The organism is Blastopirellula retiformator, from assembly GCF_007859755.1.
GTDB lineage: Bacteria > Planctomycetota > Planctomycetia > Pirellulales > Pirellulaceae > Blastopirellula > Blastopirellula retiformator.
On the sequence record NZ_SJPF01000001.1, the window covers coordinates 1,211,802 to 1,233,636 of the forward strand.

Annotated in this window: 16 protein-coding genes and 1 tRNA gene; 6 read left to right on the forward strand and 11 right to left on the reverse strand. The window is 58.1% G+C overall.

Annotated features, from left to right (window positions below; all coding sequences use genetic code 11):
• Window positions 1-16: 16 nt before the first annotated feature.
• The 4 genes from Enr8_RS05060 to Enr8_RS05075 form a co-directional block, all read right to left on the reverse strand.
• Window positions 17-1,021 (reverse strand): GGDEF domain-containing protein, encoded by a 1,005-nt coding sequence (locus Enr8_RS05060; RefSeq protein ID WP_146429500.1) that lies wholly within the window; start codon window positions 1,019-1,021, stop codon window positions 17-19.
• A 61-nt stretch (window positions 1,022-1,082) separates the two neighbouring features.
• On the reverse strand, window positions 1,083-1,271 hold the full coding sequence (locus Enr8_RS05065) for a hypothetical protein (RefSeq protein ID WP_146429501.1): 189 nt from the start codon (window positions 1,269-1,271) through the stop codon (window positions 1,083-1,085).
• A 189-nt stretch (window positions 1,272-1,460) separates the two neighbouring features.
• A complete protein-coding gene (locus Enr8_RS05070) occupies window positions 1,461-3,302 on the reverse strand; it encodes a methyl-accepting chemotaxis protein (RefSeq protein ID WP_146429502.1) in 1,842 nt (613 codons plus the stop codon).
• A gap of 398 nt (window positions 3,303-3,700) precedes the next feature.
• Window positions 3,701-4,135 carry an EamA family transporter gene (locus Enr8_RS05075; protein ID WP_146429503.1) on the reverse strand — a complete coding sequence of 145 codons (435 nt, stop codon included), beginning with the start codon at window positions 4,133-4,135 and terminating at the stop codon, window positions 3,701-3,703.
• 366 nt (window positions 4,136-4,501) lie between these two features.
• Here Enr8_RS05075 and Enr8_RS05080 point away from each other — a divergent pair, with 366 nt between their 5' ends.
• Together Enr8_RS05080 and Enr8_RS05085 are read left to right on the forward strand one after the other, a co-directional pair.
• Window positions 4,502-5,851 (forward strand): alkaline phosphatase D family protein, encoded by a 1,350-nt coding sequence (locus tag Enr8_RS05080; protein ID WP_146429504.1) that lies wholly within the window; start codon window positions 4,502-4,504, stop codon window positions 5,849-5,851.
• Window positions 5,852-6,142: 291 nt separating this feature from the next.
• Window positions 6,143-7,408, forward strand: a complete 1,266-nt coding sequence (locus Enr8_RS05085) for an MFS transporter (protein ID WP_146429505.1) — start codon at window positions 6,143-6,145, stop codon at window positions 7,406-7,408.
• A 76-nt stretch (window positions 7,409-7,484) separates the two neighbouring features.
• Here Enr8_RS05085 and Enr8_RS05090 read toward each other — a convergent pair whose 3' ends face one another.
• Both Enr8_RS05090 and Enr8_RS05095 read right to left on the reverse strand, forming a co-directional pair.
• A complete protein-coding gene (locus Enr8_RS05090; RefSeq protein WP_146429506.1) occupies window positions 7,485-7,910 on the reverse strand; it encodes a carboxypeptidase-like regulatory domain-containing protein in 426 nt (141 codons plus the stop codon).
• A 1-nt stretch (window position 7,911) separates the two neighbouring features.
• Window positions 7,912-8,781 carry a DUF1559 domain-containing protein gene (locus Enr8_RS05095; RefSeq protein ID WP_146429507.1) on the reverse strand — a complete coding sequence of 290 codons (870 nt, stop codon included), beginning with the start codon at window positions 8,779-8,781 and terminating at the stop codon, window positions 7,912-7,914.
• A gap of 382 nt (window positions 8,782-9,163) precedes the next feature.
• On the opposite strand from Enr8_RS05095, the gene Enr8_RS05100 reads away from it, so the two are divergent.
• On the forward strand, window positions 9,164-9,667 hold the full coding sequence (locus Enr8_RS05100; protein WP_222434795.1) for a MarR family winged helix-turn-helix transcriptional regulator: 504 nt from the start codon (window positions 9,164-9,166) through the stop codon (window positions 9,665-9,667).
• Between the two features lie 92 nt (window positions 9,668-9,759).
• Window positions 9,760-10,389, forward strand: coding sequence for an FMN-dependent NADH-azoreductase (locus Enr8_RS05105; RefSeq protein WP_146429508.1), 630 nt, complete (start codon window positions 9,760-9,762; stop codon window positions 10,387-10,389).
• A 73-nt stretch (window positions 10,390-10,462) separates the two neighbouring features.
• Here Enr8_RS05105 and Enr8_RS05110 read toward each other — a convergent pair whose 3' ends face one another.
• The 3 genes from Enr8_RS05110 to Enr8_RS05120 form a co-directional block, all read right to left on the reverse strand.
• On the reverse strand, window positions 10,463-10,882 hold the full coding sequence (locus Enr8_RS05110; protein ID WP_146429509.1) for a VOC family protein: 420 nt from the start codon (window positions 10,880-10,882) through the stop codon (window positions 10,463-10,465).
• 75 nt (window positions 10,883-10,957) lie between these two features.
• On the reverse strand, window positions 10,958-14,362 hold the full coding sequence (locus Enr8_RS05115; RefSeq protein ID WP_186767440.1) for a CHASE domain-containing protein: 3,405 nt from the start codon (window positions 14,360-14,362) through the stop codon (window positions 10,958-10,960).
• 287 nt (window positions 14,363-14,649) lie between these two features.
• The gene (locus tag Enr8_RS05120; protein ID WP_246119950.1) at window positions 14,650-15,546 is read right to left on the reverse strand and encodes a transporter; all 897 of its coding nucleotides are present in this window, start codon (window positions 15,544-15,546) and stop codon (window positions 14,650-14,652) included.
• 1,323 nt (window positions 15,547-16,869) lie between these two features.
• On the opposite strand from Enr8_RS05120, the gene Enr8_RS05125 reads away from it, so the two are divergent.
• Both Enr8_RS05125 and Enr8_RS05130 read left to right on the forward strand, forming a co-directional pair.
• Window positions 16,870-19,380 (forward strand): ATP-binding protein, encoded by a 2,511-nt coding sequence (locus Enr8_RS05125; RefSeq protein ID WP_146429511.1) that lies wholly within the window; start codon window positions 16,870-16,872, stop codon window positions 19,378-19,380.
• Between the two features lie 352 nt (window positions 19,381-19,732).
• Window positions 19,733-20,395, forward strand: a complete 663-nt coding sequence (locus Enr8_RS05130) for a hypothetical protein (protein WP_146429512.1) — start codon at window positions 19,733-19,735, stop codon at window positions 20,393-20,395.
• A 242-nt stretch (window positions 20,396-20,637) separates the two neighbouring features.
• Here the strand turns inward: Enr8_RS05130 and Enr8_RS05135 are convergent.
• Together Enr8_RS05135 and pth2 are read right to left on the reverse strand one after the other, a co-directional pair.
• Window positions 20,638-20,711, reverse strand: a tRNA-Asp gene (locus Enr8_RS05135).
• A gap of 269 nt (window positions 20,712-20,980) precedes the next feature.
• Window positions 20,981-21,823: an aminoacyl-tRNA hydrolase gene (gene pth2 / locus Enr8_RS05140; RefSeq protein ID WP_146429513.1), complete on the reverse strand. Its 843-nt coding sequence runs from the start codon at window positions 21,821-21,823 to the stop codon at window positions 20,981-20,983.
• Window positions 21,824-21,835 lie beyond the last annotated feature (12 nt).

The window sequence follows — 21,835 nt, forward strand, 5'->3', positions numbered from 1 at the left end:
TCCAACCTCGCCAGGCTCAGAGCGTAGCTCTTCGCGGCTCGACAATCGGTTCGCCGGCGCCGTGCAGTTGCTCGAGTTCACGCACTTCCGACAGCAGCGTGTCGGCCTCGTCAACCGCTTGCGCTTCGATTTCCGGAGTGATCTCCAGGCAAGGCAGGATCCGCGTGCCGTCATGGTAGAAGTTGCAGTTGCGGCCGTTCGCTTTGGCTCGATAAAGGGCGGCGTCGGCGTGAGCCAGTAACGTGCGCGCATCGTCTTCACCACGCGCCTGGGAAAGGCCGCCGCTGATGGTGACGCCCAGCTGCGCTTCGGCACTGGTCCGCAGTCGCTCGGCGAAAATGCAGGCGCCGTAGATGTCGGTCGACGGCATCAACACCACGAACTCTTCGCCGCCGTAGCGGGTGACGATGTCGGTTTCGCGGACGCAGTTGTCGATCACGTTCGAGATCTCCACCAGCACGCGGTCGCCATGCAGGTGACCATGCTGATCGTTGACCCGTTTGAAGTGGTCGACGTCTAAGATGCAGAGCGAGAAGGTGAAGTCGTAACGACCCTTCATTGAGATCATGTTTTCCAGCGAGTCGTCCAGCGCTCGGCGGTTGCTGAGCCCGGTCAGCGGATCGGTTCGCGACTCGGTGAAGGTCATCAACAGGCTGGCTTGCTGGCGGATTTCGTCATAGGCGTTGGCGATCTGCGACGAGAGCCGCATGGTGGGGCTGAGCATTTGCTCCGCCTCTTCGCACAGGTCTTGCCAGGCCTGGGTGTCTTTGGCGTCGCCCAGTTCGTTAATCCGCTCTTTGAAGTGCAGAATGCTGTTCTGATGCGTCGTCAGGTTGCGGCGGATGTCCCGCGAGATGTCCTCCAACTGACGGATCACGGCCTGGGCTCGTTTTACTTCGCGACGCGCGCGGCTCTGTTCGGCGACAGCGGCGCTGGCGTTGCGCTTCCCAAGGAAGTAGCCGATCAAAGCGACAAGCGCCAATGAGACCGGGACCGGGATTCCGAGCATCCAGTTTTCCATTTCTCGAACTTCCTCTCGAGCTGCACTTCAGGCGGTGGGGAGTTAGACGTGGGAGAAACGCCTAGGCGTTGGTGCGATTTCCGATTCCACGCATACACAGCACGCCGAAAATAACCGCGAAGACGAATACGTAGGTCCAGTCGCCCGAGTCCATTTGCTCGATGAACTGCTCTAGACTCTTGAACGAAGTGTGGAGGTATTCGCGCATTTCGGAATTGCCGGCAAGATTTGCGGAGCCGTCGTTGTTCATAGGGAAGTTTACGTCACAATTACGACGCGGCTGAAAATGCAGGCCCCAGTTGGGGAATTGGCCTGGGAGATCGGGATCGTAGCGATTGTGCCGATTATCGGGGCGTGCCGATTGCGTAGAGTGCGCAAACAAATGCCCGCCTTCGGGGAAGGCGGGCGAGGGTGGTCGAAGGTGGAAGGTCGCCGCCGACTAGCAGCGGAACTGACCCACCATGTGTTGGATCTTGTCGGCCACGCGGGTCAGTTCCAGACTGACGTTGCGGGTCTGGGCCGAGTCTTCGGCGGCGTCGTCCGCCGACTTTTTGACCCCGACGATGTTGCGGCTGACTTCGGTGCTGGCCTGCGTCGATTGCTCCAGGCTGACCGTCACGCCGCGAACGTTGGTCGATGCCGACGACAGATTTCGTGAGATCTCTTTGGTCGCGATGCTTTGCTCTTCGACCGCCGCGGCGATCGAGCGCGAGACCGAGTCGACGTTGTGAATCACCGTCAGCACTTTGCCGATCGATTCGACGGCGTCTTGCGACGATTCCTGAATTCGCGAGATCCGCTGACGAATGTCTTCGGTTGCCGTGGTGGTCTGGCGGGCGAGGTCTTTCACTTCGGTCGCCACCACGGCGAATCCCTTACCGGCGTCGCCGGCTCGGGCTGCTTCGATCGTGGCGTTGAGGGCCAGCAAGTTGGTTTGCTCGGCGATTTCCTGAATCACTTCGGTCACCTTGCCGATTTCGATCGCAGACAAGCCGAGCGCCGAAACGGTCGCGTTGCTCGCTTCAACCAACTGCGACGCTTCTCGCGACGTGTTGGTGGCGTTTTCGGCGTTGCGGGCAATTTCGACCACGCTGGAGGTCATCTCGTCGACCGCCGCGGCGACTGACTCGATGGTGCGGTTCATTTCGCGGGTGCTGGTCGAGATCGACTCCATATTGACCGACATCTCTTCGGCGGCGGCGGCGACGCTGGTCGATTGCTCCTGCGTGCTTCTGGCGCCGTCGGTCATGCGACCCGAGGTCGCGTTCAGCATGTTCGACGAACTGCTGAGCGTTTCGGTATCTCCCATCAGTTCGCGAATGATCTCTTGGATCTTGGTGACGAACAGATTGAACGAACCGGCCAGGCGGCCGAGCTCGTCACGTTTGTTTTCCGGCAGACGCTGAGTCAGGTCGCCATCGCCTTGGGCGATTTCGTCCAGCATCTTGGTGGTCGCGTTGAGCGGCAACAGGATCGAGCGAGCGATCAGCCATCCGCAGACCGACATGGCGACGATCGACAGACCGCCGATCGTCAGCAGAACCCAGATGTTCTGGGCCGCTTCAGCGCGGATCTGAACGGCCGTTTCCAACACCGCGTCGCGGGCGGCGTTCGCTTCGGCTCGCTTCTGGGCGATCCGTTCTTGTTTCGCTTCCAACTTGGCGCGGGTCCGAGCGAGCGATTGTGCTTGGGCCTCGGTCACCGCGTCTAGGTGACCGCGGAAGTCGCTAAACGACTCCAGGCCATAGCCATAGTCGCTGGCCGCTTGGACTTCCGCTTTTTTCGCCTCGTTCTGAGCGTCGGTGAAGATCTTGCGGGACGCTTCGGCCCACAGCTTGAATTTCGCCATCAGACCGTTGTAGACGGTTTGAACTTCTGGATCGTTCATGCCGTTGGCGGCCAGACGAAGCCGTTTGTCGGCTTGGCCGATGTTTTCTTCTTGCGTCGCTTGAGCGGCTTGGAATTGCTCTTCGCTGGTCGCCGCCAGGGCGAGTTTTTCAGCGATGATCGCCTGGTGAACGTCGCGATCGGCCTGCAGCATCAGTTCGATGCTCTCCTGCATCTGACGAAGCTCGGGCAGGTCTTTATTGATGACCGGCAGCATTTCGTCTTCGATCAGCGGAGCGATTTCGTGATCAATCAGGTGGACGAATTTTTCGTCGACGACTTGGTCGAGTTGTCCGAGCAGATAGCTGGAAGTCCGCCAGCCGAGGCCGACGATGAAGGCCAGTGCCAAGCAACTGAGCGTTACTTGAACGATGATTTTTCGTTGGATGCTCATGAAACTAATCCCGGACTAATCAATTGCTTTCCGCAACCAGCCAGAACGATACAGACGGAGGAAAACCGATCTAGGGAGCGCGTTGAGCAAAGATAGGTTGACGATCACAAAAACCAATGTGGTCATTCCGAGATTGCAGTGCACCGTTCGGCGCGGGGGAAAGCGACTATGCCGATTGTGCAGCGTGGATCCCTCAGAAGTCGTAAAATTCGCCGATTCTGGCGGCACGGTTCATTCCCTCTTTTCCCAATAACCGGGCGAACTTGTACCGAAATCGCCGGGCCAGACCCGCGCCAATTCGGTGAACCGCAAGCGCAAAAGCGCAGAACTGCGACTTCAAACCGGGTTTGATACCGCCGACGAAAGCTTAGCAGTCCTTTGATTTTCTCAACAGGCAGTTAGCGTTTCCAAGCCAGCAGCATCACTCCGGCGCCAACCAGGGCAATCGCCAACCACTCGCGCCCCGCCGGGCGATCTCCCAAGAAGATCACGGCAAAGATCGCCACCAAAACGACGCTGAACTTGTCGACCGGCGCGACCTGCGAAGCTTCGCCGACCTTCAAAGCGCGAAAGTAACAAACCCACGAAGCGCCCGTCGCCAGACCCGAGGCGACGAGGAAGCCGATCGTCTTGCCCGAGAGCTGGCGCGGATCGCTCAGCGCCCCAGTCGCCCACACGAACGCTGCCAGCACGACCAGGATGACGATCGTCCGGATCAACGTGGCGTAGTCCGAGTTGACTCCCTCGAGCCCGATCTTGGCGAAGATCGCCGTCAGCGCCGCAAACCCGGCCGAGAGAATCGCCCACAGGAACCAGTTATGCGAGATATCCATTGAGAGGCTCCTGAAGTTGTCGTCTCTTTGGGAGCGCCGAGGGATACGATTGAAGCGCATTAGAGAAAGTGTGTGATCACGAATTTACGTTAGCTGTTCGATCAAAAGTGGACGTCCACGTTGCGGCGCCAAATAGGCTGCAAGCGGTGTCTTTTCCGACTCGCGGACCCAGTTAAAGAGAGGTTTCGCGCATCGTCCCATTCTTATCTGCGAGAGGCTCGCCAGGCGACGGTTTTTAGGATTTTTGAGATTTTCCTCTTTCGCCTTTTTTGCGTGAATTTGGGAGGATTTTGAAGGCTCATCTCCCCCAAATTTAGTAATGTGAGGTTAGGGCAGTCTAGTCGTAAACTGAATTGGGAGTTGAACATGCGCCGTCGATCGTCACTTAAACTGCTGGCTGCCGGACTGCCGCTGACATTTGCTGCACAAAGCTTTGGAAAGAGTACGACCGGACCCTACTTCGGGAGCGGAGTCAAAGTCGGGGAAGTCACCTCCGACTCAGCCATTCTCTGGACCCGGACCTCCTCGGCAGATGAATGCGACTCCAATTTCGCATTGCCGGGCATCGCCGCCGACGTGCGCGTGCGCTACTGGATCGCCGAGCAATCGGGTTCCGAAAAAACGACCGCCTGGCAGTCGACGACGGCCGATGGCGACTTCGCCACGCAGATTCCGTTGAGCGATCTCTCTCCGGGCGTTAAGTATCGCTTTGTCTTGGAAGCGAAGAACTCGCTGGGGGCGAATCAGACCGACGGAACCTTCAAGACCGCGCCCCTTGCCGAAACGATCACGCCGATTCGCTTCGTCGTCACTTCCTGTCATAAGTACGCGACGATGGATGCGCCCGGCCTGGGGCAAAAAATCTATCTAGAGATGCTGAAGCTAAAGCCGCAGTTTTTTGTCCATACGGGCGATGTCGTCTACTACGACGGCGATACCGAACCGCTGGCAAGGAACGTCGAATTGGCTCGCTTGCATTGGCACCGGATGGACAACCTGCCATACCATCGCCAGTTCTATCCGAACATGGCCTCCTACTTTATGAAGGATGATCACGACGTCTTGAAAGACGATGCGTGGCCTGGTCAAAAATTTGGTGATCTTACCTTTGCGGAAGGATTGGCGATTTTTGATGAACAGAACCCGATGGGTGAGTCTCCTTACCGCACCGTTCGCTGGGGACGAGATCTCCAGGTCTGGATTGTGGAAGGCCGCGACTTTCGCAGCCCCAATCCTATGGCGGATGGTCCCCAGAAATCGATCTGGGGCGAGCAGCAGTGGGAATGGCTGCAGCAAACGGTCGCCGCATCGGACGCCAAATTCAAGATACTGATCAGTCCGACTCCAATCGTCGGACCTGATCGACCGCAGGGGAAGAACGACAACCACTCCAACGCAGTCTGGACCTCCGAGGGAAATCGCGCTCGCAAGTTCCTGGTCGACAACCATATGCACGTCATCTGCGGCGATCGTCATTGGCAATATCACTCGGTTGATGATGCGACGGGGCTCAACGAGTTCTGCAGTGGGCCCAGCACCAACAAACATGCAGGGGGCTGGAATCAAAAGAACTTCCTGCCGGAGCACCGCTTTTTGCGGGTCGCGGGAGGATTTCTGTGCGTCGACGTTGATCGGACCGGCGAGCAGCCGGGACTGCTATTTCGCCACATTGACGTCGATGGCGCCGTCGTCTACGAAAAGCGATTTGAAGGCTAGCAGCCTGGTGAAAAATGCCATCGTGGCATTTTCCAACCTCGCCAGGCTCAGAGCATAGCTCTTCGCGGCTCGCAAAATAACGACTTACGTCGTTATTTTGGGATCGCATCCGTGCGATCACGCAGTCCGTCGAGAAAATCAACGGACTGCTAGTGAAGCCATTTGGCCGCCAAACGCCCCACACTTGCTGGTGGGGCGAACCCTATTTGTTCGCTTACTGTCTCTTTCGGCGTTCTGCGGCATCCAATCGGGGATGCCCTTCATGCAGCAAGCAAGCCCCAAGAAGAACGTATGGCGACCGACAGCAGCGGCCCCACGCTGACCAGCGAAGTCTCTCCGGAATTACCGACCCCGACCGAAGTCAATGACGCGAAGGTGAGCCGCGCCCAAATGGTAGTGGCGATCCTGGCGGCGCTCAGCGTATCGCACATGCTGAACGACGTGATGCAGTCGTTGCTGCCGGCCGTCTATCCATTGCTGAAAGAGAACTATTCCCTCTCGTTCTTTCAGGTGGGGCTGATCACCTTTACCTTTCAAGTTACTGCATCGCTCTTACAACCGCTGGTCGGGATGGCGACCGATCGCCGCCCGTGGCCCTATTCGTTGGTGATCGGCATGGGCTTCACCTTGGTGGGACTAAACCTGCTGGCGATGGCAGGCAGTTTCAGCTCGATCTTGGTCGCAGCTGCGATGGTGGGAATGGGCTCATCGGTGTTTCATCCGGAAGCCTCACGAGTCGCCCGGATCGCCTCTGGCGGGCGGTATGGCTTTGCCCAATCGCTATTTCAAGTTGGAGGGAACGCCGGCTCGGCGATCGGTCCACTCTTGGCGGCGTTCGTCGTCGCCCCTTGGGGACAACAAAGCATCGCCTGGTTTTCGATCGGGGCTGTTGCGGCGCTGTTGATCTTGGGTTACGTCGGGCGCTGGTATCAACGTCATCTGAACGAACTGAAACAAAATCCGCGTTGCATCCAATTGGATGAGACGTCAGGCTTGTCGCCAGTTCGCGTCTACGCGGCCGTTGGCGTGTTGCTGACGTTGGTTTTCTCGAAGTACATCTACCTGGTCAGTTTGAGCAGTTATTACACGTTCTACTTGATGGACAAGTTTGACGTGCCAGTGCAATCGGCTCAGCTGTACTTGTTCGTCTTTCTCGGAGCGGTCGCCGTAGGAACGCTGGGGGGCGGACCGGTTGGCGATCGGGTCGGTTTCAAAACGGTGATCTGGTTTTCGATTTTGGGCGTGTTGCCATTTACGTTGGCGCTCCCTTACGCCAACTTGTTTTGGACCGTCGTGCTGACCGTGCCGATCGGTTTGATCTTGGCGTCGGCGTTTTCGGCGATCATCGTTTACGCCCAGGAACTAATGCCTAGCAAGGTCGGTATGATCGCCGGCATGTTTTTTGGATTCGCCTTTGGCATTGCCGGCATCGGCGCCGCGGCGCTCGGTTGGCTGGCGGACCAGACGAGTATCGAGTACGTCTACAGCATTTGCGCTTATCTGCCGCTAGTCGGACTGCTGACCGCGCTGCTGCCGAACCTGGAGGGGCGCGGATAGTCGCTGTGGCAATCGATTGGCGCGACGAAGTGGAAAAAAATCCCTACGCCGCCGGTGCGACGTAGGGATGTCGAGTTCATTTTTTTTGCAGGTGAAAGTCGATCAGATTGATTTCGTCCTTCACCTCGTAGACTAGTTCGGTTTCGGTGTTGTACCGAGCAGGGAACTTTTCGTCCGATGGTTTCGGAAACGAAAGGAGCGCCGCCGTGCTGATTTCGACGCGATAGATTCCGGGCGGAGCGCCCCGGCTATCGCGCGTGTACGCCAATTCGTAGTTCCCCTGTTCGTCGGTAATGGCGACCGCAGGACGCCCCGAGTCGGGCAGGAACATGACGCTGGTCTGCGGGATCGGTTCTCCATCGAGCGTCACTTGTCCTTTTACCGGGGCGACGTCATAGGTAGATCCTCCACAGCCTGCGAAAGCCAGCAAGCCGCAGACCCAAAGCGAGGATCGAGCCGCCGAGCAAAGCGGCTTCCTATTCGTGAAGTTTGTTTTCGGCATTCTAAAATCCTTCCACCGTTAGGCCGTCCTGACGATCTCCGAGCCGCTGATACAAACTCATGTTCGGCCCGCTATTGGTGGTCGCGTCGATCGTTTCGGAAATGAAGTGAACCGATCCGTCGCAGAAAGCGAAGTTGGCGCCGCCGGGATGAAAGCTGCCGAATCCTTTGTATTTGGTCGGGTCATTGATCAGACCGTCGCTGGTGTTGGTCGAAGCGAGAATGTACTTCTTGTTTTGGTGTCCCGGCCCTGACGTGGTGGTGCCAGCCCACAGACCGCCGATCGTGTGTTGATACTCTCGCTCGCCAATCAGAAACGTGTTACTGGTCCCGTCGAGAACGTTGCGAAAAGCGACACGACTTTGCGGCCAGAACATCCCGAGTCCCAGTTGGGTGACGGTGGCGTCTTTGTAGGACCCCATGCTCGCGAGATAGCTGGAGTAGGCGATCTCCTCGCTGGCGACAACGACCGGTACGGACTTGTCGTTCAAGTCGGGAGCGACGTCCGACGGACAGCGGAATGCGTCAAGCGGAATTTGAACGGCGGCCAGGATATCGGCGTCCGACAAGTCCATCAGCCCGTTGACCTGATCAATTTCGTCATACAGCGCCGTCTGTTCGATGAATGGCAGGATCTTGGCGCCCCAACCCCAGCCAAGTTCGTTGTTGAAACCTGGGGGAAACAACTTGTGGGTATCATGATAGTTGTGCATCGCCAGGCCGATTTGTTTCATGTTGTTCGTGCATTGCATGCGACGAGCAGCTTCACGGGCCTGCTGAACGGCGGGCAACAACAGTGCGATCAAGACTCCTATAATTGCGATCACGACAAGCAACTCAACCAGCGTAAATCCTTGGCGCTGAAACCTCATGGCCTGACTCCAGATACGACTAGAAAAATAAAAGATGGACGAAGATTTAATGGCGCATGGATGAGGTGCCGCCAATCCTAACAGTTGCTATCTGCGCAATTGGGCAAATAAGCAGCGGGTTTGGGCAGATCTTGAAGTAACGGTAAAGTTGCTCTCCAAGTTCTCCGCTATGCCACTTGTTAGGGCATGTAATCTACCCAGGGGCGATATGGCTGCCACCTTTCCTCCAATATTTGTTGCGGCCGTCACGCGATGTTTCGTAGTGCGGTTGCGAGATCGAACAGGGCGACAATCGGACGCCGGGTGTGAAGTTTTTCCCCGCTTCGCTCTTTTCTTAAAAATGCATGTTGCAACATATAATGGCGTGACGTAAAACTAGGGTATGAAGAAGACGTCAGCGAACATGGAGAGCGGGCTCGCCGCCGAGATCGGCAAACGCAAGCCGTTTGAAAGCTTGCGCCAAGAGGCGTTCTTGAATCTGGTGCGCACTCATGAGCAGCTCGCCAGTGAAGTCACCCGCTTGCTGAAGCAACATTCCCTTTCCGACGCACAGTACAATGCATTGCGAATTTTGCGTGGGGAAGGGGAGCCAATGCAGACCTACCAGATCGCCCAACGCATGATCACGGCGCAGACCGACATCTCGCGGCTGGTCGATCGCCTGGAAGCGAGCGAATTGGTCGAGCGGGAGCGCAGCGCGGATGATCGTCGCGTCGTCTGGGTCTCGTTGACCAGTAAGGGAAAGGCCGTGTTAAAGCAGTTGGATAAACCGCTCAGTGAGCTGCATGAAACGCAGTTTGCCGGCTTCAGCGACCAACAGCTGCGTACGCTGTCGAAGCTGCTCTTTCGGGCTCGTCAGTCGGAAGCGAAAGACAACAGCGAGTAAGTAGCTCCTCCATTTTTTTCGTCAAAAGCGCGTTGCGACAGTGATTGCGGCGCAATGTAATTCGTCACCGCCAAACCACAGGAGATCGTCCTATGGCCAAATTGCTCTATCTCGAATCGTCTCCCCGTAAAGACCGCTCGGCGTCGATCGCCGTCGCGAAGGAGTTCCTAGCGAAGTACCAAGAGGCGCATCCGGCGGACGAGGTCGACACGTGGGACTTGTGGTCGACTTCGCTGCCGGAGTTTGATGGCGATGTCCTGAACGCCAAGTATCAGATCCTGCATGGGCAAGAACATACGCCGGAACAGGCTGCCGCGTGGAAGGCCGTCACCGACGTCTTTGAGCGGTTCAACTCGGCCGACAAGTACGTCATGAGCGTCCCGATGTGGAACTTCGCCATTCCGTACAAGCTAAAGCACTTCATTGACGTTATCGCCCAGCCGGGGCTGGCGTTCAGCTTTTCGCCAGAGACCGGCTATTCAGGCCTGGTAACCGGCAAGCCGATCACGGTGATCTACGCGCGCGGCGGCGACTATTCCTCCAGCGAGCAGATGCAGGCGATCGACTACCAGAAGGCGTATCTCGAGTTCCTGCTCGGCTTCATCGGCTTCACCGACATCAAAAACATCCTGGTCGAGCCGACGTTGGCGGCGCCGGAAGTCGCAGGCCAAGCCAAGGACTCGGCCAAACAACAAGCGGCCCAAATCGTGGCCAGCTTCTAACCCAGAATCGCTGCACGCGCATGAAAACCGCAAGTGGCGACGGCCGCTTGCGGTTTTTTGCGTAGCCTGCTTCTTAGCGATCCATTTCGGGCTTGCCGCAGTTGATCATCCAGGGAGTGCCGAATCGGTCGGTCACCATGCCGAACCGATACGCCCAAAACGTCTCTTGCAGCGGCATCTCGATATCGCCTTGCTGCGACAGTCCGGCGAAGATCCGCTCCGCTTCGGTTGGATCGGCCAGCGCCAGCGAGACCTTCATTCCTTGCATCTTGTCGTAAACCTCGGGCGGGCAATCGGACGCCATCAAGTGCGTCTCGCCCACCGTCAGGCAAGCATGCATGATCTTGTCGCGAAAGTCGGCCGAGACTTGCTCTTCGGATGGAGAGCCCGCGTAGGGAAACATCGCCTCGACGGTCGCGCCGAACAACTCGGCGTAAAACGCAAGCGCTTCTCGACAATTGCCATTGAAGAACAGATAGGGACTGACGTGCATCGGGAGGGCTCCTGAAACAAGGGGCAGGGAATCCCTCTATTGGATCGTAAACGGCGGCGTCAGGAAAGCGGCGGTTTAGGCGTCGACCGGGCGTTGTTCCGGCGACAACGTGTTGATCCGGGTGGCGATCTCGGCCAGGAACGACCGGCGTTCGATCGGCTTGGTCAGGTACGCGTCGCACCCGGCGTCGAGGCACTTGTTGACGTCGCCTCGCATCGCATGGGCGGTCAGCGCGATGATCTGTCCTTTGTAACCCGCGCTGCGCAGCAGTTCGGTCGCGGTATAGCCGTCCATGACCGGCATCTGCATGTCCATCAGGATGACGTCATGCGGATTGTCGGCTTGCCAGGCTTTCAGGGCCGCGTCCAGACCAAGTTTGCCGTTTTCGGCGGTCGTCACTTCGGCACCAGCCTTCTTTAAGATAAAGCTAATCAGCTTGCGGTTGTCGGGCCCGTCTTCGACCAACAGGATGCGACCCGATAGTTTCAGTGAAGACGCGTCGGCAGTCTGCGGCTGGGTCTTGGCGATCGGTTCGTCTTCGGCGCTAGCTGCGGCCGCCGCCAGATCGCCGGTTCCGATCGACAAAGTGAACGTGCTCCCTTTGCCCAGCTCGCTCGTCGCGGTGACGTCGCCCCCCAGCAGAATCGCGATCTGCTTGGTAATCGCTAAGCCAAGGCCGGTACCGCCAAATTTGCGCGTCATCGAGGCGTCGGCCTGACGGAACGGCTGAAAGACGTGCTGCATCTGCTCGTCCGACATGCCGATGCCGCTGTCGGAAATCTCAAAAATCAACTGTTCACGTTCGACGTCGCAGCGAGTGGAAACTCGAACCACGCCGTTCTTGGTGAACTTGATCGCGTTACCCACCAGGTTCAATAGCGCTTGCTTCAGGCGGGTCGAATCGCAGAGGATCGACTTCGGCAGCTCGCCCACCGTCTTGAACGTAAGGCGGTTCTTCTGAGCATGGGCGCGGTCGCTCATCAGCTCTTCCAAGTCGCGCAGCGCCATGGCCGGGTCCATCGGACGAAGCTCGATGTCGAACTTGCCCGCTTCGACCTTCGAGAGATCGAGAATGTCGTTGATCAGTTCCAACAGGTGCGTGCCGTTGCGCTGAATGGTGCTGACCGCCTTCTTGCGATCTTCGTTCGAGACTTCGTCATCCAGCAGCATGTCGCTAAAGCCGATGATGGCGGTCATCGGGGTGCGGATTTCGTGGCTCATGTTCGCCAAGAATTCGCTCTTGATTCGGCTGGCCCGTTTCGCTTCCTGATGGGCCATCGTCAATTCGGTGTTCAGCGCCTTCAAGCGATTTTCGGCGGCGCATTTTTCGGTGATGTCGCTTTCGATCAGCATGTAGCCGGTCAACGCGCCGCTAGAATCCGTCAGCGGTGCGCTTTCGATGGCGACGACGTACTCGCGGCCATCTTTGGCGTAGTTGACGATTTCGGCATTGGTCGAAGCGCGCAGACGCAGCGCATCGCTGAGCCGCTCGACCGCATCCGGATTGCTGTTCGGGCCGTACAACAGTTCGCTCGGACGTTTGCCGAACGCCTCGTTCAGCTCGTATCCGCTCAGTCGAGTGAAGCCGTCGTTGACCCATTCGATTCGGCCGTCGACGTCCGTAATGACGACGGCGTTGCTGGTGCGGCGGACGATCTTCGCCAGCCGTTCCGCCTCTTCGGCGGCGTGATTTGCCGTTTGCTCGCTGATTCGCAGTTCGTGCGTCATGTCTTCGGCCAGCGCCAAGGCCCGGGCCTGACTCAGACCCATCGCCCACACGATGCCGGCCAGCATCAAGCTAAGCGCCACCCCCCCAAAACCAAAGAACGCCGGGGTGACGCGATCAACTTCCGCTTCAAACGGCGGGAGCGTGCTCGTCCTGATGGTCCACGTCCGGCCACCAACCGGAATTCGGGCAATGTTGACGAACATGCGGCCTGAATAGTCGGTTCCGTCGTCGTGTTGGCCTGGCTCATCTTTTAAATGGCCGTCGTGATCATACAGTTGCGATTGCTGCGCCAATTGGTCGCCATCAAAAATTTCAAAATCGAGACCCGCATTGACTAGATCGCCCATATGATCCAGACTGCGCTCCAGAATGATCGGCGCGTAAAGCACCCCGGCCAAGTTGGCTTGGCGTTCCTCGGGGGTCCGAGTGCTTGACCCATTCTCGTAGATCGGAACATAGTAGAGAAAACCGGCGCGGATCTTATCGTCTTGCAATAGATGAATCATGCCGGTGATTGTCGGTTCCCCCGTGCGAATCGCTTTTTCGATCGCCGTCCGGCGAGTCGTCTCAGACCCGACGTCATAACCCCATGCCCGACGATTGGGCTCTAAGGGATAGATGTGCTGGATCACGTAGGCGATCGACTCGTCACCGAGCGAAAGGACGTCGAAGTCGGGAGCGTTGTCGGCTCGTTCGGCTGCAATGAATTGTTGGATCTCGTCACGCGGCACGCGCTGAATCATGCCGAAGCCGATCGCCCCTGGGAATTCGGCCGGCAGGTCGCGGGAGTCGACATAAGACTTGAACCCGTCCCGGCTCACATGTTCGCTGCCCGCGTACATCCCGCGGGCGCCTTTCAGTCCGTAAACGCACAGGTTGGCGCGGCGCTGGATCTCTTCGGTCAACAGCTCGCTCCGTTTCAGGAACAAGGTGTGGTTCGTATTGCGAATATGACGCTGCGAGTCGCGAACGAGAAAGCCGGTCACCAGCAGCCCGACCGCCAGCGTGACGCAGACGAGCGCGACCAAAGGTCGGGCACGTCGCATTTCTTTCTTCAGGTTCGTCCCATCCTCTTCTTCGGCGGCGAGACTTAGTCCGCGGAGCGACAGCAAGACGCCAGCCGAGATCGCCGCCAGCACCATCTCCGTATGCAGCGCCGAGGTCGAATAAAAGTGATGATCCCGCATGCCGCTGGCCCGCGACAGGAAAATGACGATGCCGACCACGCCGACAAGGCCGCCCCCCAGCGTCATTCCGATTCCGAGCCATTGCCCGCGGCCGCGATAGAAGAAGATGCCGATCCCTAGCAGCACAGTTCCCAGCGCCGTCCCCGGAGACATCAGCCCCGGCGTCTGTCCTGCCGCAACCGAGACCGGGTCGGCGGATATCAGCGTATTGATTCCCAGATCGACATCAGCGATGTCCTGAATCAAGCAGGCCGATCCCAACAGGACGGCCAACAGCGCGCAGAACTTGCCGGCGCAGTGGAATCGACAGGTTGAGCAAATCGCCTGGGTGCGCAGCAGCCCCGCCAGTGAGAGCAGCGCCAGGCCGATCGCCGTGTTGACCTTCATCGTCGGCAGGCCGTCGACGACGCTGCGTAGCGACGTCCAGGCCGCCGGCCAAGCGATCAGCACCAGCAGCGAGACGCCCAGGCAGAGGCTCAGCAAGACTCGTGCGGCGATGATCAACCAGGCGACGTCGATCGTCGACGCGCGGTTCTCTCCCGTCTGGATTGTTTCAGTTCGCATTTCCGCACAGCCCCTAATCGCCGCCGTTTCGATCATTCGGCGGAGACGAGAACGTCCCGCCTGGCGCAAGGGGCCAGAAAACTACGGTCGAGTCCTCCCAAGAATCTAGGTTGCCGTGATGCGGCCGAACGAATATCTGAGTGCGAACTGCCGCAACATCGGGCGCCAATCGCCGCGAAGCGACGACAAGAGGCGCACAATCGTTTCAGCTGTACCCCACAGCATTTAAAGGGGGTTGGCGATCTTGCGACCAAACGCCGGCGGCTTCCGCGGTTGCGTCGGTCGCATTAGAACCGGACCCCGCCCCCAAAGTTGCTGAAGAAGTTGGGCGATTGGTCGTTCAGGCCCCAGCCAACACGGACCCCCAGCTCAAAATTTGGGGTGACCAGGTAGTGGAAGCCGGGGCTGAAATAGTGCTGTACGCTTTCCGTCTCCCGCCCCTCGGTAAAGATCCCAAAGTATTCGGCATGCGCCTTCCAGCCTGCGCCGACCGGGACTTTCAGAACGGTCGAAGGCGCCCATACGTTGAAATGGTCCTCTTCGGCGCTGCTGGTGCTGTAGCGAATCGCGGAGTCCCACTCCCAGCCCTCGCAAAACTGCCAACCTCCGACGTAGGTGGTCGAGAAATCGCTGTCATTCGCCTCGCCGCTGGTCGGCGTAAAGCCTTGCAAGATCAACGCCGTCCGCGGCGTCCAATCGCATTGCTGAGTCAGTTGGAACTTGCCGCCGTACAACAGACGACTCTCTTCCTCTAACTCGGCCGCGCCTTCTTCTTCAAAGTCGTCCGGCGCATTGCCCGAGACTGGGTTGCCGGCGCCCCCGACTTCGTAGTTCCAGCCGATCCGCAGCTCGATGTTGTCGGTCACGCCGATGCGGGTGACGATCTCCGGAAAACTATGCGTCTCTTTGACGGTCCGGTTGTCGATAAACGTATAGGCCGACTCGACCACCGTATGCCCATAGCCGACCACGCTGGTCGCCGGCGTAAATGAATCGCGGTCGGTTTCGATCTCGTCTTCTTCGCCCGGCTCTTGCTCGGTCGGCGTAAAGGCCTGCTCGGCAATGCTCTCCAGCGGAAACTGCGCTCGCGCCTCCAGCGCCGCCGCCAGGCTGCCCAGAACCAATAAACCGATGCAGGTCCGTTTCATCACAATCGTCCACCATGCAAACAGCGAGAACAGCACGACTCCGTCTCCCTTGCTTCGACCCGCCCCCGCCGCTCGCTCCACCACCAACCCCACCGCCGACAAACTTCCCACGATCGGGGGAATTGGTTTGCTAGCAGACCGGCGTGGAATGACGCATGTCGAAGTACGAATGACGAAATGAAATACCGGCCGCAAGTCGCCAAAGCGACCTGACCCCTTTGGCGAGACAGGACTGGACCGCTCCGTTTCGTTTTTTTCACCCCATTTCAACCCCTCAACTTTCGACCCATCCACAATGGTTGATAAGCACTGGACTCGCCCGCACATTTTTTTCCGTGTGCCAAGGCTCTGTGAGCCCACCAATCCCGTTTCCGCCAGACCAAGCCGGACCAGACTGGACCGCACGGTTTCGTTTTTTTGACTCCTCCCCAACCCATCAGCACCCGTTGATCACCACTGGACTCGCCGGCGCAATTTTTTTCACCCGGCGGTGCATCTGAACGCGCTACGAACCGGCCCGATTGCTCGTCTCTCCCCGGCGCCGCGGCGCAACCTCTTACAGCGATTACGTTTCCACGCGATTCCCCCAAAAACTGGACCGCCGCGCATCGTTTTTTCTCCGGCGAACTGGACTGGACCGCCACGTTTTTTTTGCCGCCCCGCATGGATCGAAACCGCATTCCCTCGGCTTGCGCACTCGGGCTACGATGGTGGCCGGATCGTGAACTGGACCGGACCGACCGTTTTTATTGCGTGGCGGACTGGACCGTCAGGCATCGTTTTTTCAGCTCCAAGGGGGCGCCGCTAAAGTAGCCCGGGGTACGCCTTCGACGATCCCTATCGACTGGACCGGACTGTTTCTAATTTTTCGGTCCGCCCGATTCATCCTCTTTCCAACCCGCGCCTACTGCCACCGCCGACACGATTCACGCTGTAACGAATAGGTGAACCTGCTCCATCTTCCGCGGTCGCCAATCGCGGCGGATGAACGAAGAACCACGCCGCAATCGACCAGAATTCCGTGCGCTCTGTCAAGCAAGTTTTCTTGCCCGGTTGGCCCGATTAGTCGCGGCGCGAATGGTCAGCTCGCGTCCGCGACAAGATGCCTTAGCAAGCGGATGAGATTTGCGTGGGGAACAATCGGATCGACAGTCCGGGACTCTTAATTGACCACTCTTTTTAGGGTGGCTAAAGTGGGTCTCGCTTCATTCGGCTCAACAACAGCCTTTGCTCCCGGTTAGGCAAGAGGCGCTTTGGGATTCCCAGTCGTGAGTTGGTTGATCCATTCTGTGATTCTCAGCAATAAGCCTGCGTCTTAAACGAAGTTCTTCTTCAGTTGCATCCGAGTCGAGAAAATCAATGGAAGATAGATTTAAAACTCTGCGGGAGAATTGCTACGGCCGGCGGGAACTTCAAGAGACTCTGCAGCAAAAGTATGACTTGGCAGCGGCAGACGCTCCACAGTTTGTAGTACTGCTTGGCCCTACCGGATTCGGCAAGACCCGGCTTGCCCAGGAACTCTACCGCTGGCTGGCGACTGAGCGAGATCCAGCGACGCCCGATTGCCCGCACGGTTATTGGCCCGATTCGTTCGTCAGCGATCGAGAAAAGGACAGCGTCAATCCTCGATTTGACGAAATTGCGAAACCCAAGATTCCATTCTTATGGTGGGGACTTCGTTTCCGTGAGGAAGCGGAACCTTGGGAAGCGTTGAACGAATCGCTGCATTGGCTCGGCGTTCATTCCGTTCAGATGGCGCAGCATCGCGAGATGCGAAACCAGGACATGGCCGCTTGGTATCAGCTCTTTGGAATGGGCGTTACCATCGCCGGTTTGGTTCCTATCCTGAGTACCGCGACCAATTGGATCTCGCTGGCCAAGGAAGCGTACGATGTGGTTCAAAGAAACGCCGAGCGGTCGGCCAAGCAAATCGATGAGCGAGAATCGGTGGCGGCTGCCAACGCACGCATTAACGCCGAGCGTGCGCAGCAGATCCTCAACACGCTCGGCATGTTTCTTGACTCGCAGGGTTCAGATGCGTCCACGGTTCCCGTAGTTTTGATGCTTGACGACGCGCATTGGATGGATGCGAATGCGCTGCAAATCGTGCGTCAACTCTGGACGCAAGCGACGGCGAATCATCAAAAGTTGCTGATCGTCGCGACGCATTGGGATGACGAATGGAAGCTCCATCTGCGCGGCAATACAGCCAACGAGCGAGGAGCACAAAAACTGGCGCAATTCGTCTCGTATTTATCAAGTGACAGCCCACAGAACGTGACGTTAGCGTCGGTCGGCCCAGTCGCAACTACGGCACTGCGTAAGTGGGTCGCCTGCGTTTTTCCAGCGCTGACCGAGCAACAAAGTCAACTTTTGATTGACAAAGCGCGCGCGCTGGAGCAGAACGCCGACGGAGATGCAACCGAAGCAGGCAGTCCACGTGTCCTAGAAGAGATGATGAAGTGGCTGTTGGAACGCCCTAATCGCTTCTTTGAGGATGGCGATTGCAATGGAAAATTACTTCCATCAGCAATCGAAGAAATTCAAACAACGATTCATGACCTCCGCGACATTGTCAAACAGCGATTTTTGGGACTATCCAGCGATCTCCGATTGACGCTCGGATGGAGCAGTCTGCAAGGGCTTCGGTTCTTGAACGAGTTATCGTTCGCCGTGGCGGAGCAGCTTGATTTTGGTCCTGATAAACGCGAATTCGCTGTATTGATTCAACGCGCCGAAGATCCGCACGGCTGGGTGGAACGCCTGCGTCAGCAAAACATCGATCCAGGGCGTTTCAACCTTTGTGAATTCCGGTCAAACGTCTTCTGTGAAGTGGTTCAAAACAATCTCGATTTTCCCCGCAGCCAGGAGATTGCGATCCGGTCTGCGATAACCGAGACGTTGAACATTTGGATGTTGGAGGGGCGTTTTGATTGTCCTCAGTCAGTAGGTGAGAACGGGAACAATGAATTGCGAATTAACGATGAGGATCTAACGATTCCCGAGCGGCGCGACGCCCTGCGGATGGCGATCACCCGCTTTCGCCCGGTCAATCCAACCGAAGCGATGTCCGAAGATTGGTCGCGATACGGCAGCGCGCTAGTCCGCTTGATCCAAATCGATACGTCCGGCCCTCTCTGGGGAGAACCGATTTTTTGGGAGCAGGCGGAAAGAACGGCGATCGAATTCGCCAACGCCCGCCCGCAGGGGTGGCCGCTCGAAGCTGTCGAAGTTAGTCAGCAAATCCTCGTCGCTGATGTACTTCGTGACATGCACGAATTCGACCTCGCCTTTTCGATCTTAGAATCGCTTAATCACCAATTGTCTCGAACGGAAATAGCTCGGACGCGTGCCCTAGTCGCGGAACGTCTGGCGATAGTTTCCCAGCGGCGCGGTGATCTAGCCGACGCAATGGTACTTTACCAGGAGAGCCTGGGACTTTGCCGCGGGATCGTGACGGAGTTCGGTCGTTCGCCCCAGTCGCTGCGGGACGTGAGCGTGTCGCTGGACAAGACGGCGGACATGATGCGTGCGCTCGGTCTTGGTACGCTGGAAATCGCGGGGGAGACGTACCAGGCGATCGACCTGTACGTGGAGAGCCTAGGACTTCGCCGCGGGATCGTGACGGAGTTCGGTCGTTCGCCGGAGTCGTTGCGGGACATTTTCGTTTCTCAGTCCAGATTCGTTGTACTAGCGATCGCTGACGAGCAACCTAACGGCGCCATCGAACCACTGCGAGAATGCCTAAAAATTCTCGACGAAATTGAGGCACGGGGCTGGGCGGATAGTCGGACCGTGGCGGATCGTAATTGGGCGGATTCCATGGTGAATGCGTTATTGAATAATGGAGACTCGGACGAATCATCCTGAGCAATAGGCTCGCTTGGCGTAAGCGCAAACGATCATCGCTCTATAAGTATTTCTGGCCGGACACAGAAAGAAACAAAGTCCCAATTCTCGATTGTTCCCGCTGGGGTGCCGGCGCGGCGGCTCGGGGAAGAACCTAGAGCCGGGGGGGGCCCGCTCGCAGCCGATCGGCCGCAGTTGCGGCGATTCTCGCATTGCTCGACGCCGACGCTAGAGAAGCCACAGCGGGGTGCCGCGATCAGCGTCGAAGCCGAGCCGGAGAACGGATCCAAGATCCGCGGCCGCTCCCGATCGGCGACGACTTGGCATAACACTACAATGACAAAGACCCGCCTTCATCTTCTCAAGAAAGCCAATGCCAACCATCCAGCAACTCCAAACCACCCTCCAATCTCTCCACGGCGAAGCCCTGTCGCTAACGCCTGAGCCGCGGGAGTCGCTCGCCGCGGCCGAGGCAGAGCTCGGCCTTACGTTGCCGGCGGCGCTGAGCGATTACTACGCACTTTGTTCGCACTCCGATTTGCCGAACCAGGCTCACAATCGGTTGCTGGGGCCGGGCGAGTTGGAGTTGCGGGAAGAGTCGCTTCTCTTCTATGTCGAGAATCAGGGGGTAACCGTCTGGGGCGTGTTACCGGAGCATCTGGAGCTGGATGATCCGCCGGTGCATGCCGCGTTTAATGACGACCAGCTGGAGTGGGAACTTGAGGACGATTTGCTCAGCCACTTCTTGTTGCGGATGGCCTATTGGCAGGCGGTAAATGGCGGCTTGCCGAATCTGGGGCTGGGGACGGCGACCAGCGAGACGCATCAGCAGGCCCAAGAGGCGTGGCCGCTGCTCTTGCGAGACGAAGTTTATCGTCTCTCTTTCTATGGGGGCGCCGGCCAGGTCGTCTGCCTGTTTGATCAGGAGGAAGGGAGCGGCGAGATCCAAGCCGCGACGCAGACGCCGCAGCAGATGGAAGCGGTGAACGAAGTTCTGAAGGTGGAGTGGGATTCGGTCGAGATGGCGGACGATTGAACGCAGGTTGTTTCGTCCGGTAGGAGGTCGACCGCGGAGTGATGCTTCCTGTCGACTTCGTCGACCCCGAAAGCGGAGCTTTCGCGGCTAACCTAGGACGTGTGCTGTGTACGATTGCGTGCGACCACTTTCCCTTGCTCGCGCGGTCGGCTAGTTTTTTGGATCGGCGCATAAAAAAACGCTCTGAGCGATCAGCTCAGAACGTTTTAACTGCGCCGCATACGACTTTTCGTCGTAGCAAGCGAGGCCGACGGGGATCGAACCCGCAACCTCCGGATCGACAGTCCGGGACTCTAACCAATTGAGCTACGGCCCCATTTCTGGGTTTCCTGGCGAAGTAAAGAATTCGTCAGTTATCCTGACGGCATCTGGCCCTCACCGGGAAGTTTTCAAGTATAGCTCCGGTCGGCTGGGGGACAAGGGGGGTCCTTTCAGCTTTTCTGAAGCTCTTCAGTCGTGGCGGATGCCCGTGCTGAAGTCCCCTATTCTCACTCGTTGGCGGCCGAGAATCAAGGGGGACCTACCGCAGGACGCAGGCCTGGTCCTGCAGGTTCGCAGCGTACCCAAGTCGAGGTGGACTGGCCGTTATAACAGTTGCAGATGTCCCGTAATCGGGTCGATTTTTTCGGCCGTGTCGGGGCCGATCGCCAGACAGGTGTTGGTCGGCTGGCCATGAAATTCGGTCCGGCCGCTGTCGGTGATCAGGTGAACTTCGAGCCCGGCCGCTTTGGCGGCGTTGTAAATGTCGAGCAATTCCTGCTCGCTGTTGACCCGGCAGCACACTTTGGCGAAATGTCCCGAGAGCCAGGCCTGCTGCGCCGGGCCGAAATCTGCGATCGTTACGGACCCCTCAAACATGCGATAGCACAGGAAGGCCATCGACGCGTGGGCGCCTTGGGCGATCTGCTTGCCGCGCCGCATCCCCAGGTCGTGCCGCATCACGATCACCTGTTTGACTTGCGTCGTCTCGCCGGTGGCGCTGAAGGACGAATCGAGCGGGTGGACGTCGGCCGCGACAAACTGCTGGCGCGCTTCGGGCGATTTGAGCAGTTCGGCCGAGTAGTGGCGGAGCAGCGCGTTCTTTTTCAGTAGATCGGGATTGCGGCGGCAGAAGTCTTCGCTGTCGACAAAGCTATCAACCGCCAGGCGTTGGCGGATCAGCTGGGTGTAGGCGACGGTGATCGTCTCGTGATAGCCGTCCTCTGGCCTATTTTCGCCGCCGAACGCGACATTTAACGCTTGGATGCCGCTACGGATTTTGGCGAGCGCTTCTTCGTAGGGCGCCTGGGTCAGGTAGAGGTAAGCGACCTGAAAGTGGCGGCGGTGCGTCCACTCTTCGCGCGGAATGGACTGGGCCTCGAAGCGAGCCAGCAAAGCGGCGTCTTCTGCGTGACGGCCGCTGGCGTTGGTTGGTTCGCTTGTCGTCATAGGGGGAAATAT